The sequence below is a fragment of the Streptomyces sp. NPDC059917 genome, from assembly GCF_042730635.1.
In the GTDB taxonomy this organism is placed as follows: domain Bacteria; phylum Actinomycetota; class Actinomycetes; order Streptomycetales; family Streptomycetaceae; genus Streptomyces.
Map to the genome: position 1 here is coordinate 88,839 of NZ_JBHWLC010000015.1, position 14,866 is coordinate 103,704.

Annotated in this window: 13 protein-coding genes; 7 read left to right on the forward strand and 6 right to left on the reverse strand. The window is 74.5% G+C overall.

Annotated elements, in window-relative coordinates:
- Positions 1 to 12: 12 nt before the first annotated feature.
- From ACFWAR_RS11625 to ACFWAR_RS11635, 3 genes are read right to left on the reverse strand one after another with little or no spacing between them, the layout of a single operon-like run.
- A complete protein-coding gene (locus ACFWAR_RS11625) occupies positions 13 to 1,056 on the reverse strand; it encodes a serine/threonine-protein kinase (RefSeq protein ID WP_385775679.1) in 1,044 nt (347 codons plus the stop codon).
- Positions 1,053 to 1,757, reverse strand: a complete 705-nt coding sequence (locus tag ACFWAR_RS11630; RefSeq protein WP_385775682.1) for a hypothetical protein — start codon at positions 1,755 to 1,757, stop codon at positions 1,053 to 1,055. Before ACFWAR_RS11630 ends, ACFWAR_RS11625 begins: the two co-directional genes overlap by 4 nt.
- A gap of 14 nt (positions 1,758 to 1,771) precedes the next feature.
- Positions 1,772 to 4,180: an FHA domain-containing protein gene (locus ACFWAR_RS11635; protein WP_385775685.1), complete on the reverse strand. Its 2,409-nt coding sequence runs from the start codon at positions 4,178 to 4,180 to the stop codon at positions 1,772 to 1,774.
- A gap of 231 nt (positions 4,181 to 4,411) precedes the next feature.
- Here ACFWAR_RS11635 and ACFWAR_RS11640 point away from each other — a divergent pair, with 231 nt between their 5' ends.
- The 5 genes from ACFWAR_RS11640 to ACFWAR_RS11660 all read left to right on the forward strand — a co-directional run bounded on the left by ACFWAR_RS11640 (position 4,412) and on the right by ACFWAR_RS11660 (position 9,726).
- Positions 4,412 to 5,458 carry a cation diffusion facilitator family transporter gene (locus ACFWAR_RS11640; RefSeq protein ID WP_385775687.1) on the forward strand — a complete coding sequence of 349 codons (1,047 nt, stop codon included), beginning with the start codon at positions 4,412 to 4,414 and terminating at the stop codon, positions 5,456 to 5,458.
- A 29-nt stretch (positions 5,459 to 5,487) separates the two neighbouring features.
- Positions 5,488 to 5,973, forward strand: a complete 486-nt coding sequence (locus tag ACFWAR_RS11645) for an NUDIX domain-containing protein (RefSeq protein ID WP_385775689.1) — start codon at positions 5,488 to 5,490, stop codon at positions 5,971 to 5,973.
- A gap of 48 nt (positions 5,974 to 6,021) precedes the next feature.
- Positions 6,022 to 7,275, forward strand: coding sequence for a Tm-1-like ATP-binding domain-containing protein (locus tag ACFWAR_RS11650; RefSeq protein WP_385775692.1), 1,254 nt, complete (start codon positions 6,022 to 6,024; stop codon positions 7,273 to 7,275).
- A gap of 193 nt (positions 7,276 to 7,468) precedes the next feature.
- Entirely contained in the window at positions 7,469 to 9,088 is a 1,620-nt protein-coding gene (locus ACFWAR_RS11655) for a serine/threonine-protein kinase (RefSeq protein WP_385775694.1), read from the forward strand.
- Positions 9,085 to 9,726: a hypothetical protein gene (locus ACFWAR_RS11660; protein ID WP_385775696.1), complete on the forward strand. Its 642-nt coding sequence runs from the start codon at positions 9,085 to 9,087 to the stop codon at positions 9,724 to 9,726. Before ACFWAR_RS11655 ends, ACFWAR_RS11660 begins: the two co-directional genes overlap by 4 nt.
- On the opposite strand, the gene ACFWAR_RS11665 is transcribed toward ACFWAR_RS11660, so the two are convergent.
- Positions 9,704 to 10,060: a DUF6191 domain-containing protein gene (locus tag ACFWAR_RS11665; RefSeq protein WP_385775698.1), complete on the reverse strand. Its 357-nt coding sequence runs from the start codon at positions 10,058 to 10,060 to the stop codon at positions 9,704 to 9,706. The two genes, ACFWAR_RS11660 and ACFWAR_RS11665, sit on opposite strands and share 23 nt — an antisense overlap.
- A 369-nt stretch (positions 10,061 to 10,429) precedes the next feature.
- Entirely contained in the window at positions 10,430 to 11,719 is a 1,290-nt protein-coding gene (locus ACFWAR_RS11670) for an ATP-binding protein (protein WP_385775700.1), read from the reverse strand.
- A 174-nt stretch (positions 11,720 to 11,893) separates the two neighbouring features.
- Here ACFWAR_RS11670 and ACFWAR_RS11675 point away from each other — a divergent pair, with 174 nt between their 5' ends.
- Positions 11,894 to 13,432, forward strand: coding sequence for a hypothetical protein (locus ACFWAR_RS11675; RefSeq protein WP_385775702.1), 1,539 nt, complete (start codon positions 11,894 to 11,896; stop codon positions 13,430 to 13,432).
- A 106-nt stretch (positions 13,433 to 13,538) separates the two neighbouring features.
- The gene (locus ACFWAR_RS11680; protein WP_385775704.1) at positions 13,539 to 14,333 is read left to right on the forward strand and encodes a trypsin-like serine peptidase; all 795 of its coding nucleotides are present in this window, start codon (positions 13,539 to 13,541) and stop codon (positions 14,331 to 14,333) included.
- A 25-nt stretch (positions 14,334 to 14,358) separates the two neighbouring features.
- Here ACFWAR_RS11680 and ACFWAR_RS11685 read toward each other — a convergent pair whose 3' ends face one another.
- Positions 14,359 to 14,859, reverse strand: coding sequence for an NUDIX domain-containing protein (locus ACFWAR_RS11685; RefSeq protein WP_385775706.1), 501 nt, complete (start codon positions 14,857 to 14,859; stop codon positions 14,359 to 14,361).
- Positions 14,860 to 14,866: the final 7 nt, after the last annotated feature.

Genomic DNA, 14,866 nt, shown 5'->3' on the forward strand with positions numbered 1-14,866 from the left:
GGACCGCGCTCCTCAGCCCGCCGGCCGCCGGAAGACCGGCAGGGCCCACCCCGGCGGGGGCGGAGCCGGGGCGGAGGGGGACGGGGGCAGGACCGGGACGCGCGGGGCGGCCTTGCCGGCGCCCGCGCCGCGCAGCGCCGAGGTGAAGGCCAGGCAGCTGGGCCAGCGCTCCTCCGGGGACTTCGCCAGGGCGCGGGCGAGCACGTCGTCCACGGCGGGCGGGAGTTCCGGGCGCAGGGAGGAGGGCGGGGGCGGGGGATCGTATTGGTGGGCCCAGAGCAGGGCCATGTCGTCGTCGCGCTGGAAGGGCGGGCCGCCCGTCAGCATCTCGTGGACCACGCAGCCCAGGCTGTAGACGTCGCAGCGGCCGTCGACCGGTTTGCCGGAGATCTGCTCGGGGGCGACGTAGTCGAGGGTGCCGACGAACTGGCCGACGCTGGTGAAGCCGGTCAGCGACAGGGACTTCTTCGTCAGGCCGAAGTCGGTCAGGTAGACGTGCTCGGGGTGCTCGCTGTCCGTGCCCCCGGCGACCAGGATGTTGCCGGGCTTCACGTCGCGGTGGACCAGGTCGTGGTCGTGGGCGGCGTCCAGGGCGGAGGCGACCTGGGCCGCGATGCGGGCGACGGCCTCCACCGGGAGCGGGCCGGTGCGGTCCAGCATCGCCCGCAGGTCCTGCCCGGCGACGTAGCGCATGGCGATGTACAGCAGCCCGTCGGTCTCGCCCGCCTCGAAGACGGGCACGATGTGCGGGTGGTCGATGGCGGCCGCGACCTTCGACTCGTGCGCGAAGCGGCGCCGGAAGGTGTCGTTGCGCGCGAGTTCGGGGGCCAGCAGCTTCAACGCCACCGTGCGGTCCAGGCGCAGGTCGAGGGCGCGGTAGACCACGGCCATGCCGCCGCGGCCGAGCTCGCTCTCGACCTGGTAGCCCGCGATGCGCTTGCCCCGCAGGTCGGAGGGGCGCCCGCGGACCGGCTCCGCGTCGGATCCGGATCCGGATCCGGGACCAGGGGCGCCGTCGGCCCCGGACGCCTCCCCGGGCGCCTCCCCGGCCGTCATCGCGCCTCCGGGCCTGCGCCCGGTTCCCGCTCCTCGTCCGGGAGGCCCACGAGCCTGGTCGGCGCGTGGGACGCCGATCCGCCACCGGGTCCGTCCGGCTCCGGCATCGCTTGCCGCGCGCCCGCCCCCGCCGCGTCGTCCCGCTCCCCGCCGGCGCCCGTCCGCGCGCCCGGGCGGGCGCCCGGGCGGGCGCCCGGCGCGGCCGGGACCGCGTACGTCGTCAGCCGGGTGCCGTCGCCGTACATCCAGCGTCCGTCGCTCTCGTCGTAGATCCAGACGGACTCGCCGTCCACGACCACCCCGGCGCGCAGCCCGCGGGTCCCCCGCCGGAACGCCTCGGTGTCCGCGCGCCCGGCGGCCAGGTCCTCCACGGCCCGCCGGTAGCGCTCCAGCGCGTCGACCGAGCGCGCCAGCAGCGGGCGCGGGTCCTCCGTACGGCTGAGCGGCCGCCCGGCGGTGGGCGGCGGCTGCGGGACCGCGACGAGCAGCCGCCCGTCCACCCAGGCGGACCATCCGTTGGAGCACAGGACCTCCCCCCACTCCCCGCGCCGGGACAGCAGTTGTACGGGCAGGAACGGGTCCAGCGGGGTGGTGGCCAGCGAGAGGTCCGGGGCCTCCCAGGCGGGCAGCCCCTCCTGGGGGACGACATGCGTGGGCCGGAAGTCCGCGATCCCGTCCGGGCCTCCCGTCGGCAGCGTCATCGGGTCCGCTCCCCCTACTTCCGCATGATCGCGGGCTCGTGGCGCCGCAGCAGGCGGCTGACCAGCAGCCCGAACAGCAGGGACAGGGCGACCAGCATGCCGAGGTCGAGCAGCCAGATCCGGGCGGAGTGGGCGAAGAGCGGATCGTCGGTGAGCTTCCCGGGGACGAGCGCGCCGAGGTCGATCGTGGCGGCCATGGCGCCGAGCGCCCACCGCGAGGGCACGAACCAGGCCAGTTGCTCGATCACCGGCACGCCGTTCAGCTGGAGCAGGGCCCCGCAGAAGACGACCTGGACGATGGCGAGGAGGACCAGCAGGGGCATGGTGACCTCCTCCTTCTTGACCAGGGCGGAGACCAGCAGGCCGAGCATCATCGCGGTGAAGGACAGCAGCGCCACGGCGAGGGTGATCTCGATCAGCGGCGGCAGCAGGACGCCCTTGCCGCCCGGTGCGTTGTGTTTCACGCCGAAGAGGCCGACGAGGGTGAGGACCACGGCCTGGGCGACGGTGATCGCGCCCAGGACCACCACCTTGGACATCAGGTAGGCGGAGCGGGACAGTCCCACGGCGCGTTCGCGCTGGTAGATGACGCGCTCCTTGACGAGTTCGCGCACGGCGTTGGCGGCGCCGGTCAGCACCCCGCCCACATTCAGGATGAGCAGGGCGTTGATGGCGGTCTCCGGGGTCAGCTCGCTGCCGGCCAGGGCGCGGGCCATGGCTCCCATGACGAAGGGCAGCGCGACCATGATGGCCAGGAACGTGCGGTCGGCGCCGAGGGCGGCGGCGTACCGCCGGATCAGGGTCCCGAGCTGCGCCCCCCAGCTCTGCGGCTTGGGCGGGGGCACCCGCAGGCCCGCGGCGGAGGCGGAGGGGGCGCCGTCGGTGCGGGCGCGCACGGGCGAGGCGGCGCTGGTGGCGTAGCGGCGCTGGTAGGGCGAGGCCCGGTACTCACCGGCCCAGTCGCGTCCCTGGTCGTTCTCGAAGGCTTCGAAGGCCTCGGGCCACTGGTCGTAGCCGAAGAAGTCGAGGGTCTTGTCCGGGGGGCCGTAGTACGCGATCCGGCCACCGGGGGCGAGGACGAGCAGCCGGTCGCAGACGTCGAGGCTGAGCACGCTGTGGGTGACGACGATCACGGTGCGTCCGTCGTCGGCGAGCCCGCGCAGCATGTGCATCACGGAGCGGTCCATCCCGGGGTCGAGGCCGGAGGTCGGCTCGTCGAGGAAGAGCAGGGAGGGTTTGGTGAGCAGTTCCAGGGCCACCGAGACGCGTTTGCGCTGGCCGCCGGAGAGGCTGTGGATCGGCTGGTCCGCCCGCTGGTCGAGGCCGAGTTCGCGGATCACCTCGGCGACCCGGGCCTCGCGTTCCGCCTTCGCGGTGTCCTGCGGGAAGCGGAGTTCGGCGGCGTAGCCGAGGGCGCGGCGGACGGTGAGCTGTGCGTGCAGGATGTCGTCCTGCGGGACGAGGCCGATGCGGCTGCGGAGTTCGGCGTAGTCGCGGTAGAGGTCGCGGCCGTCGTAGAGGACGGTGCCGTGGTCGGCGGGGCGCAGCCCGGTGAGGGCGCCGAGGAGGGTGGACTTGCCCGCGCCGCTGGGCCCGACGACGGCGAGCAGGCATTTGGCGCCGACGGGGAAGGAGACGTGGTCGAGGAGGACCTTGCGGCCGTGGTCGACGGCGACGGTGAGGTCCTGGACCTCCAGGGACACCTCGCCCGTGTCGACGTACTCCTGGAGCTGTCCGGAGACGAGGCAGAAGGCGCGGTGGCCGATGCCGACGATGTCGCCCTCGGTGAGGCGGGCGGCCCGGTCCACGGGGTAGCCGTTGAGGTAGGTGCCGTTGTGGCTGCCGAGGTCGGCGATCTCGTAGCCGCCGTCGGGCAGGGAGCGCAGTTCGGCGTGGCGCCGCGAGACCACGAGGTCGTCGAGGACGAGGTCGTTGTCGGGGTCGCGGCCGATGGCCAGGGCGGTGCGCGGTACGCCCGCGCCGCGGGCCGGGAGCGCGCGGACCGAGGTGGGCCGCCGGAAGGTGCCGGTGAAGGCCGGGTTGGTGACGGAGGAGGGGCGCGGGGACGCGGCGGGGCGGCCCGGCGGCGCGGGCGGGGGGCGTCCGGGGGCGGCGAAGACGGCCCGCGGGCCGTTGAGGGAGTGGCCGAAGCGCAGCTCGCTGCCGGGGCCGACGCTCCACGCCCGGACCCGGTGGCCCTCGGCCCAGGTGCCGTTCGTACTGCCCTCGTCCTCGACCGTCCAGTGGTCGCCGTCGGGACGCAGGACGGCGTGGTGCCAGGAGACCCGGGCATCGTCGAAGCAGATCTCGCACTGGGGGTCGCGGCCGACGTGGTAGGTCCGGCCGGGGCTCATCACGGTGGACCCCCTGTCGGTCTCCATGACCAGTTCGGGGGCGGTCGGCACACCGTGGCGCTGGACCATGAGGCGATTTTCCCACGGGACGGCCGATCGGGCCCGTTCGGCCACTGCCTGACATCGCCGCAGGTCAGAGCGTTCTTATGGGTAATGACAACGGTCCCCGTTGCAGCCTTTGCCGATCCCGCGCGGGTGCGCTTCACTTCACGCGTCGGATCCGAACAGACCGTCGGATCCGAGTGGACCGGCTGTCGGATCCGGGCGGGCCGACGGGATCGAAGGGACGGGGGACCAGCGATGAGTGCGCACGACCACGCACACGACCACGCGCCGGGCGGGACCGAGGGGGGCGGGCACGACGGCCACGGCGGGCACGGTGGGCACTCGCACGGGGTCGTGGCGAACGCCGACCGCCGCTGGCTGGGGATCGCGCTCGGCCTGATCGGCGCGTTCATGGCGGTCGAGGTCGTCATCGGTGTCGTGGCCCGGTCGCTGGCCCTGATCTCCGACGCCGCCCACATGCTGACCGACGCCGTCTCGATCGTCCTGGCGCTCATAGCCATGCGGCTCGCCGCCCGGCCGGCGCGCGGCGGGTTCACCTACGGGCTCAAGCGTGCGGAGATCCTCTCCGCGCAGGCCAACGGCCTCACCCTGTTGCTGCTGGCGCTCTGGCTGGCGTACGAGGCGGTCCGCCGGCTGATCGATCCGCCCGCGGTCCAGGGCGGGCTGGTCCTGGTCACCGCGCTGGCGGGCATCGTGGTCAACGTGGTCTGCGCGTGGTGCATCTCCAAGGCCAACCGGTCCTCGCTGGCCGTCGAGGGCGCCTACCAGCACATCCTCAACGACCTGTTCGCCTTCATCGGGACGGCGGTGGCCGGTCTCATCGTGCTCACCACCGGCTTCGTCCAGGCGGACGCGATCGCCACGCTGATCGTGGTGGTACTGATGGTCAAGGCGGGGTACGGACTGATCCGCGAGTCCGGACGGATCCTGCTGGAGGCCGCTCCGGCCCATGTGGACCCGGACGCGGTCGGCGACCGGCTGGTGGCGCACGGTCCGGTGACCGAGGTGCACGACCTGCACATCTGGACGATCACCTCCGGTCAGGCGGCGCTCTCGGCGCACGTCCTGGTGGAACCGGCGGGCGACTGCCACGCCGTGCGCCGCGACCTGGAGAAGATGCTGCGCGCGGACTACGGGATCACCCACACCACCTTGCAGGTGGACCACGTGCAGGACGCCCTGCTGTCGGTCGGCCGGGCGGGCGAGCGGCCGCAGGACGCGGACGGGCACTGCGCGGACGCCCACGGGCCGGTGCACCGCGAGGGCCCGCACCAGCATTGAGCGGCGCCCGCACCGGGCATGCATGGGCCATGACGCAGAAGCGCAGTGCGGGCCTCTTCCTCTTCCGCCGCCCCGCCGTGGACGCGGCCCCGGCGGCCGGGGTCGAGGTGTTGCTCGGGCACATGGGCGGTCCGTTCTGGGAGCGGCGCGACGCCGGTGCCTGGTCGATCCCCAAGGGCGAGTACCTGGCGGACGAGGCCCCGCGGGACGCGGCCCGCCGGGAGTTCACCGAGGAGATCGGGCTGCCGCCGCCGGAGGGCGCCTACCTCCCCCTGGGCGAGGTCCGCCAGTCGAACGGGAAGCTGGTCACCGTCTGGGCCGTCGAAGCGGACCTCGACCCGGCGCTGATGCGGCCCGGGACCTTCTCGATGGAGTGGCCGCCGGGGTCGGGGAGGGTGCAGGACTTTCCCGAGCTGGACCGCGTGGCCTGGTTCGCTCCCCCGCTGGCGCGCAGCAGCATGGTCGTGGGCCAAGTCCCTTTCCTGGAACGGCTATTGATGCTATTGAACGATTGACTCGACCTTGACTTGCCAGCGGGCTCGACTGCGTGGACATTACAACTCATGACGAGCGTCGTGCTGGTGGGAACCCTGGACACCAAGGGTGTCGAGTACGGCTGGCTGCGCGAGCGGATCGCGCGCGCCGGCGTCGAGGTGGTCCTGGTCGACACAGGAATCATGGGCGATCCCCGGGTGCCCGCCGATGTCCCGCGAGAAGCGGTGGCCCGGGCAGCGGGAACGGAACTGACGGAACTGCGCGCGGCCGCCGACCGGGGCGCGGCCGTGACCACGATGGCCAGGGGCGCCGAGGCGACCCTCGTGCGCCTGCACGCCGAGGGGCGGCTCGACGGCGTGCTGGCGATAGGCGGTAGCGGGGGCACCTCCATCGCCACCCGGGCGATGCGGGCCCTGCCCCTCGGGGTGCCGAAACTGATGGTGTCCTCCATGGCGTCCGGAGACGTGGCCCCGTACGTCGGATCGTCGGACATCACGATGATGTACAGCGTGGTGGACATCGCGGGGATCAACAGCGTCTCCGCTCCCGTCCTGGCGAACGCCGCCGAGGCCGTCGCCGCGATGGCGAAGGCCTACGCACGGACCTCCCACGAGGCGCGGGCGACCCGGCTCGGCGCGGGCGGACGACCGCTGATAGCCGCCAGCATGGCGGGGGTGACCACGCCCGGTGTGGACGCGGCCCGCGAGCGGCTGACCGAACTCGGCTACGAGGTCCTCGTCTTCCACACCAGCGGCGCGGGCGGCCGCACCCTGGAGACCCTCGCCGGGCAGGGGCTCTTCGCGGGCGTGCTCGACCTCACCCTCAGCGAACTCGCCGACGACCTGTGCGGCGGGATCCTGACCGCCGGCCCGGACCGGCTCAGCGCGGCCGGGCGGGCCGGGGTCCCCCAGGTGGTGAGCCTGGGCGCGCTGGACATGGTCAAGTTCGGGCCGCTGGAGAGCCTGCCCGAGCACGCCCGTTACCGGCGGGTGCGGGTGCACAACCCGTCGATCACGGTGATCCGCACGACCCAGGCCGAGTGCACCGAGCTGGGCCGCAGGGTCGCGGCCAAACTGCGGGTGGCGACCGGGCCGACCGCCGTGTGCCTGCCGCTGCGCGGGCTCTCCACCCTGGGGGCGCCGGGGGGTCCGTACCACGACGCGGTCGCGGACCGGGCGCTGTTCACGGCCCTGCGCGAGGGGCTGCGGGGCAGCGCCACCCGGCTCTACGACTACGACACCCACATCAACGACCCGGCCTTCGGGCGGGCGGCGGCCGAGCGGCTGCACGACATGATCGCGGTGCGGGAGGCCGCGGCCTGACCGCGCCCCGCCGCCCCGCCTCCGCCCGACCCGCCGCCCCGGCCGGGAACGACCGGCCGGAAACCAGTGGGTGAGACGGGTGTACGGCCGGGAACCGGCCACGGCACAATCCGTGTCCCAGGAGATGGCCCGGCACCGCCGGGCCGTCCGACGACAGCGCAGGACGCGGCGACGCCATGGCAGGGGGCGAAGGATGAACACGTGGACCGTCCCCGGTTACACGCAGAGCAGGGAGCTCGGATCGGGCGGCAGCGGGCGCGTGGTGCTCGCCGTGCACGACGCGACGGGTACCGCGGTCGCGATCAAGTACCTCGCCGACCGGCTGCGCCACGACCCGGCCTTCGTCCGGGAGTTCCGGGCGGAGGCGCGGCTGCTGGGCGGGCTGCACTCGCCGTACGTGGTGGGGCTGTACGAGTACGTGGAGGCACCCGGCGGCGCCGCCATCGTGATGGAGCTGGTGGACGGGATATCCCTGCGCGCGGTCCTCAAGCGCTCGGGCGCCACCGACGCGGAGGCCGCGCTGGTGGTGCTCAAGGGATCGCTGCTCGGGCTGGCCGAGGCGCACCGCGCCGGGGTCGTCCACCGGGACTACAAGCCGGAGAACGTGCTGGTCGCCCAGGACGGTTCGTCCAAGCTCGTGGACTTCGGGATCGCGACGGGGCGCGGCACCAAGCCGGGGGTGGCCGGTACTCCCGCCTACATGGCCCCCGAGCAGTGGCAGGGCGAGCCCGCCTCCCCGGCGGCCGACGTGTACGCGGCGACGGCGACCTTCTTCGAGTGCCTGACCGGCCGCAAGCCCTTCGCCGGGGAGAACTTCGCCGAGCTGGCGGTGCAGCACATCGAGGCGCCGGTACCCGAGTCCGAGGCCCCCGAGCCGGTGCGGCCGCTGATCCGGCGCGGCATGGCGAAGCAGCCGGAGCAGCGCCCGGAGAACGCGGACGCCTTCGTCGTGGAGCTGGAGGACCTGGCCCGCGCGGCCTACGGGCCCGACTGGGAGGAGCGCGGGCAGCGCAAGCTGGCGGCGCTGGCCGCGCTGCTGCCGCTGCTCTTCCCGTCGGCGGGTGCGCCGGGCGCCGGGACGACCGCGCTGGCCACCACCGTGCTCCCGCCGCCGCCCGTCTCCTGGCGGCCGGGCAGGCGGGGCTGGGTGGCGGCCGGTACGGCACTGGTGCTGGGGACCGTGCTGCTGTTCGCGACGGAGGCGGTCGGCGCCTCCCCGGACTCCACTTCCGCGGTGAGCGCCTTCGCGACGACCAGCGCGGGCCCGCCCGGGTCCGCCCCGCCGAGCTCCGGCCCGTCCCCCTCGGCCTCCGGCTCCGCCTCCCCTTCGACCTCCGCGTCCCCCTCGGCGTCCGTCCCGCCGAGCCCGACCACGAGCGCGAGCGCGGGTACGAGCCCGAGCCCGAGCACGTCGGTGACCCCGACGCCGACCCCCACGCCGACCCCGACCCCGACTCCGTCCCCCAGGCCGACCGTGGTCGTCGGCTCCGTGTCGGTCGCGCTGCGCGCCGGGACGCGCGCCGGGCAGGCGACCGTCTCCCTCGGCGTCAAGGGCGGCGAGGCGACCGTGGTCCTGGAGTGGTTCCTCGGCGCCTACGAGGGCGACCTCCGCGTGGCGGACGGTTCGACCAGTGCCAGGACCCAGGGCGGCGCGCTGCCTCCGCAGACGCACACCTTCACCCAGGGCCGCGGCTGCTACCTGAGCGTGCGCGTCACCACGGTGCCGACCGCGGGGAACAAGTCGGCGACCGCCACGGCGGCCATCCCGCGCTGCTCGGTCGTGGAGGTCCCGCGGGTGGAGGTCCCGCGATGAGCGATCCCCGCGCGCCCCAGGACGACGACTACAGCGCGACCGTGCTCGGCAGCCACTGGATCAGCGGCCCGCCGGAGCGGCCCGACGCCCTCGCGGCGACCCGCCGGTTCGACGGTCCCGAGGCGGTGCCCGACCGGGTCGAGGGCTCCGTGCTGCGCTTCGGGCCCGGGGTGACGGCCGCGCTGGCCGCGCCCTTCCCGGTGACCGCGGCGGAGCCCGCCGCCCCGCGGCGACGGCGCCGGGGCGCGGGGCTGCGCCGCTACGCGCTGGCGCTGGTCGTGCTGGCGGCCGTGCTCGCGTACCTGGCCTGGCAGCGGTACGGGCCGGCCCTGGCGGTGCGGGACGTCACCGTGAGCACCGACGCGCAGGGGCCGGCCTGCGATGCGGCGGCCGACGTGGTGGCCGTGGTACGGACCGACGGGCGGCCCGGGACGATCACCTACCGCTGGGTGCGCAGTGACGGCAGCACCTCCGACCGGCTGACCGAGCGGGTGCCGCGCGGTCAGCACGAGGCGCGGCTGCACCTGCTGTGGACCTTCCACGGCACGGGCGGTTACCCGGCCCGGGCCGAGGTGCGGATCGAGGAACCGAGCCCGCACACGGCGGCCGTGGAGTTCAGCTACCGCTGTCCCCGCTGATCGGGGCGGCGTCCGGGGCGGGCGGGAGCGCGGGGAGCCGGATCACCGCGCGCCCGCCGTCGAGGTCGACGCGGGTGCGCGGCGGGGCGCCGTCCTCCTCGTCGTCCCGCATGACGAGGGCGCTCTGCCGCTCCTTCAGTTCGTTCTGCTTGCCCGGGGAGAAGCTCGCGTGGAGCTGCTCGAAGCCCGTGGAGGAGATCTGGCCCTGCCGCCCGCTCCAGCGCCAGGGCAGCACCCCGGCCCGGCCCGCCCGTTCGAGCGCGAGGTCGAGGAACGCCATGGCCGTGAGCAGCAGGGCGAGTCCCGGCAGGGTCATGAAGATCACGAAGCCCATGGCAGTCTCCGGCGTCGTAGCGGATCGGATCGCGTCCCGGTCGGACGGTGTGACAGTAACCCGATCGGCGGCCCGTCCGACCCCCCTCGGCGTCCGCCCGCCCCTCCGCCGTTCGGCCCATCCGGCCGTGGCCGTCCGGCCGAAGCCCCGGCGGTGGGCCCGCTGGTTGACTCGTAGACGTTGACGGAGGTGTGCAGGACACCTCCCCGGCACCCCTGCGTGCCACGTTCCAGCCGGCGTACACCCCAACCGGAACGTGGCCGTCCCGCACGGATGCCGAGTCCGCGCGGGGAGGCCCGTAGCTGCTTTGGGGAGCAGCTGCGGGCCGCTTCCGTCTCCCGGCCCCGGGCTCCGGGGCCGTGGTACCCCTCAGAAGCGGGCGTGCGCCGTGATGTCCGCCTCGAACTGTCCGGTCAGCGCCGGGGTCACGGTCGGTCGGCACTGGGCGACGGCGGCCAGGTAGTCCTCGGTGCCCGCGCCCGGCGGCCCGGCCAACGCCCCGCGGATGCCCGCCCCCTCCAGGTCCCGCTCGAAGGACACCTGGGCCGCGATCCGCGCCGCGTGCTCGATGTCCGCGGGGGTGAACAGCTCGCTCGCCCCGACCAGCGCCGCCACGTCGACGTCGGCGCGGCCCGCCGTGTAGCGGGCCCAGATCGCGGCGCGCGCCCCGGCGTCCGGCGTTCCGATGGGGATGAGGTAGTCGAAGCGGCCGGGCCTGAGGAAGGCCGGGTCCAGCGAGCGGATCGAGTTGGTCGCGCAGACCAGCAGCCGCTCGCCGCCCTCGCGGAACCCGGGTATCAGCTTGAGCAGCTCGTTGGTGACCCCGTGGATCCCGCCGGGCTGCGCGGGCTCGGTGCGCACGGGCGCGATCTCCTCGACCTCGTCGATGAAGACCAGGACCCGTTCCAGTTCGGCGATGCGCGCGAAGGCGCCGCGCAGGGCGGTGGCCAGGTTTCCCTCGTCGGCGAGCCGGGAGGGCAGGAGTTCCACGAAGGGCCAGCCGAGGCGGGAGGCGATCGCGCGGGCGAAGGTGGTCTTGCCGGTGCCGGGCGGTCCGAAGAGCGTGATGGCGCGCGGCGGTCGCACCCCGTGCTGGGCGGCCCGTTCCGGTTCGGCGAGCGGCAGCACCACGCGCCGCTCGATCAGGTCCTTCTCCGTCTCCATCCCGGCGACGGCGTCCCAGAGGTCCGACGGCAGGAAGCGGCCGCCCAGCTCGTCGAGGAGTCCGGCCGCCGGTCCGTGCAGCGGCTCGGTCTTCTCGAAGTACGCGACGGCGGGCTGGCGCGTGTACCCGGCGTTCAGGAGCCCCTCGCCGAGCAGGTCCTCCTCGGGCAGGACGTAGGCGATCCGCCCGACCCGGGCCGCGATCAGCCGCCGCTCCAGCTCCACGAGCAGCGCGCTGGCCAGGCCGCGGCCGCGCCACCCGGCCGAGATCGCGATCCGCATCACCCAGGCGCGCTCCCCCGCCACGCAGGCCAGGGCCGCGCCGATCGGGACCCCCTGGTGGACGGCGACCACGGCGGGCTGGCGCCCGGTCAGCGCGCTGATGCACTCGGCGAGGGAGAAGACGGACTCCTGGCCCAGCTCGGCGGTGGTGTCGATCAGGTGGACGACCGCGGCGAGATCGTTCTCGCGGTAGTCGTGGATGAGCCAGTTCACCGGGTTGCCGCCCCTCGTACCTACTGCTCCTGCGTGCTCCTTGCGGCGAGGCTAGGGGCGGGCGGCGGGGGCGATCACGTACCGCGGTGCACAACAAGCGGTCGGGAACCCTCCGCCACGTCCATAGACTGGTGGACGAACCCCGAACGGCCGACCGAGGACCCGAGCACTTCCATGACTTCCGGCGCATCCAGCTCCTCCCGCACCTCCCGGCCCGGAGTCCCTCCGGCCGGGGTCCCGCAGGAGGGGCGCCGGTACGCCGCGTGGGCGGTGGCGCTCGTGCCCTTCCTGTGGACCCTGGGGCTCGGCCTGTGGGGGCTCTCCCGGCAGGACAGCGTCTGGCGCGACGAGGCGGCGACCTGGCAGGTGGCCCTGCGCTCCACCGGCGAGATCTGGCGCATGCTCGGCAACGTCGACGCCGTGCACGGCCTGTACTACCTGCTCATGCACGGCCTCTTCGAGGTGTTCGGGGCGAGCACGACCACCTTGCGGCTGCCCTCCGTGCTGGCGGTCGCGGTCGCGGCGGGCTGCGTGGCGACCCTCGCCCGGAGGCTGACCCCGGGGCGGGCCGGTTCCTGGGCCGGGATCGGCGCCGGCACGGCCCTCGGGCTGCTCCCGGCCGTGCAGTTCCAGCTCCAGGAGGGACGGCCGTACGCCCTCGTCGCGGCCGGGGCCGGGCTCTCGACCCTGCTGCTGGTGGGCCGACCGGAGGCCGGACCGGACGGGCTGCGCGGCCGGGGGCGCTGGTGGGCGTACGGCGTCACCGTGCTGGTGTGCGCCCTGCTGAACTGGCTCTCGTTGCTGGTCCTGCCCGCCCACGCGGCCACCCTGTGGTGGGTGCGGGCCGGGCGGCCGGTCCTGCTGCGGTGGGCGCTGGCCTCGACGGGAGCGGTGCTGGGGGCGCTGCCGCTGATCCTGTTCAGCCGGACCCAGTCCGGCCAGGTGTCCTGGATACCGCCGCTGACCTGGTCGATGCTGGTCGGCCCGGCGATCTTGCTGGCCATCGGCGCCGTCGGCGCCCTGCTGGAGCGGCCGCGCGCCGGGCGGCCCTCGGTGGCCGCCGTCGGGCTGCCGCTGCTGGTGGTGCCCTTCGCGGCACTGGCCGGGCTGTCGCTGGTGCAGCCCCTGTTCCTCGACCGGTACGTGCTCTTCTCGATGCTGGGACTGGCCCTGCTGATCGGCGCCGCCCTGGGCGCGGGCGTACGGGCCGCCGCGCGGCGCTCGCTCCGGGGCGCCGCGCTGGTCGTACCGGTGGCGATCACGGGGGCGGCGCTCTCGATGCTGCCGCTGGAGCTGGGCAGGCGGGCCCCGGCCAGCCGGGTGGACGACGTGCTCGCCGTGGCGGACGAGGTGGCCGGGCTCAAGGGCGCCGGGGACGCGGTGCTCTACGTGCCGGCCGCGCGCCGGGACACCGCGCTCGTCTCGCCCGGCAGCTTCGCGGGGCTCGCCGACATCGCGCTCGTGCGCTCCCCCGCCGCCTCCGGGACCCTCAAGGGCGTCGAGGGCGAGGATCCGGCCCGGTTGCGGGCCGCGATGCTCGCGCACCGCCGGATCCTGCTGGTCACGGACGCGGCGAAGGTGGCGAAGCCGTCGGGCGCGGAGCGGGACCGGGTGAAGGCCGCGGTGCTCCGGGAGCGCTTCGTGGCGGTGGCCGACCGACAGGTGCGCGGGCGCAGGGTGACGGTGTACGAGCAGAGGTCGGACGCGCGTTAGGGCCTCGGGGTTCCACCCTCCGGGTCACGAATTCACAGCGGATTCTTATGGAATCCGAGGCTCCGGGCAAAGGTTCGCGTTGGAAGCTCGGAGCATGATCCAGCGCATGCTTCCCCGAAAGGCCCACCGCGCCCGCCGCGCGGCCCGTGCCGTGCTGGCCATCGGCGCGATGTCCGCACTGCTCACGGTGAACATCCCGGACGCTTCGGCCGCGCCGCCCCTGGGGGTGACCGTCCTGGCTCCGGCGGACGGCTCGGCGCAGCGGGTGGGCGCCCTCTTCGCGGGCGGACTGGACGGCGGGCACTACTGCACCGCCTCCGTGGTCCGCAGCGACGGGCACGACGTGATCGCGACCGCCGCGCACTGTCTGGGCGACGTACGCAACGCCGTCTTCGTACCGGGCTACCGCGACGGCACCGCGCCGTACGGCGTGTGGCAGCTCACCGGGCAGTACGTCGATCCCAGCTGGCAGAGCGGGCAGGACCCGGACGCGGACATCTCCTTCGCGACCGTCGCCCCGCTGGACGGCCGCCAGATCGAGGACGTGGTCGGCGGCTTCCCGGTGATCGCCGAGCAGCCCGACGACGTGACGGTGACGATCGTCGGTTACCCGGCGAGCGAGGAGACCGCGCTGGTCTGCTCCAACGACACCACGATGCAGAGCGACACCCAGCGCCGGATCGGCTGCCCCGACCTGACGGGCGGCACCAGCGGCAGCCCGTGGCTGGCGGACGGTGCGCTGGTGGGCGTACTGGGCGGGTACCAGGGCGGTGGCGAGGTTCCGGAGATCTCCTACAGCGCGGTCATGGGCGACGGCGCGCAGGAGCTGTACCGGGAGGCCGCGGGCCGCGCCGCCGACCCGGGGGTGCACCACTGGACGCGGGACACCTGGTGGTCCTGAGGCACCCCCCGGCCGGAGCCTCCCCCTAGGGCGAGGGGAAGGCCTGCGCCTCGTCGGGGACCTCGAACCAGGCCCGTTCCTCGTCCGACAGCGCCCGGTGGATGCGGTCGAGGGCGAAGGGCTCCAGCGGCGGCAGGGCGTCGGCGGCGAACCAGGCCACCTCCAGCGATTCCGCGTCGTTCACCCGGGCCTCGCCGCCGATCGCGCGGCAGCGGAAGGTGATGTCGGTGAACTGGCACTCGTCCCCGTTGGGGTAGACCATCCGCGACAGCTGCTGGACCAGGACGACCCGCTCCGGCACGCACCGCACGGCGGTCTCCTCGTACACCTCGCGCACGGCGGTCAGCGCGGGCTGCTCCCCCGGCTCGCAGATGCCGCCGATCACGGACCATTCGCCGGTGTCGGCGCGCCGCCCGAGCAGCACCCGCCCCAGGTCGTCGACGACGATGGCGCTCACGCCGGGCAGCAGGAGCAGTTGGTGCCCGGCGTGCTCGCGGATCCTGCGGATGAACTCGGGGGTGCTCATCCCCCGA

What these genes read in the sequence shown, in the direction of transcription:
- ACFWAR_RS11630 (WP_385775682.1), bottom strand. Translation starts at nt 1,757, where the DNA reads ATGACGCTGCCGACGGGAGGCCCGGACGGGATCGCGGACTTCCGGCCC.
- ACFWAR_RS11645 (WP_385775689.1), top strand. Translation starts at nt 5,488, where the DNA reads ATGACGCAGAAGCGCAGTGCGGGCCTCTTCCTCTTCCGCCGCCCCGCC.
- ACFWAR_RS11635 (WP_385775685.1), bottom strand. Translation starts at nt 4,180, where the DNA reads ATGGTCCAGCGCCACGGTGTGCCGACCGCCCCCGAACTGGTCATGGAG.
- ACFWAR_RS11640 (WP_385775687.1), top strand. Translation starts at nt 4,412, where the DNA reads ATGAGTGCGCACGACCACGCACACGACCACGCGCCGGGCGGGACCGAG.
- ACFWAR_RS11655 (WP_385775694.1), top strand. Translation starts at nt 7,469, where the DNA reads ATGAACACGTGGACCGTCCCCGGTTACACGCAGAGCAGGGAGCTCGGA.
- ACFWAR_RS11680 (WP_385775704.1), top strand. Translation starts at nt 13,539, where the DNA reads ATGCTTCCCCGAAAGGCCCACCGCGCCCGCCGCGCGGCCCGTGCCGTG.
- ACFWAR_RS11660 (WP_385775696.1), top strand. Translation starts at nt 9,085, where the DNA reads ATGAGCGATCCCCGCGCGCCCCAGGACGACGACTACAGCGCGACCGTG.
- ACFWAR_RS11650 (WP_385775692.1), top strand. Translation starts at nt 6,022, where the DNA reads ATGACGAGCGTCGTGCTGGTGGGAACCCTGGACACCAAGGGTGTCGAG.
- ACFWAR_RS11685 (WP_385775706.1), bottom strand. Translation starts at nt 14,859, where the DNA reads ATGAGCACCCCCGAGTTCATCCGCAGGATCCGCGAGCACGCCGGGCAC.
- ACFWAR_RS11665 (WP_385775698.1), bottom strand. Translation starts at nt 10,060, where the DNA reads ATGGGCTTCGTGATCTTCATGACCCTGCCGGGACTCGCCCTGCTGCTC.
- ACFWAR_RS11675 (WP_385775702.1), top strand. Translation starts at nt 11,894, where the DNA reads ATGACTTCCGGCGCATCCAGCTCCTCCCGCACCTCCCGGCCCGGAGTC.
- ACFWAR_RS11625 (WP_385775679.1), bottom strand. Translation starts at nt 1,056, where the DNA reads ATGACGGCCGGGGAGGCGCCCGGGGAGGCGTCCGGGGCCGACGGCGCC.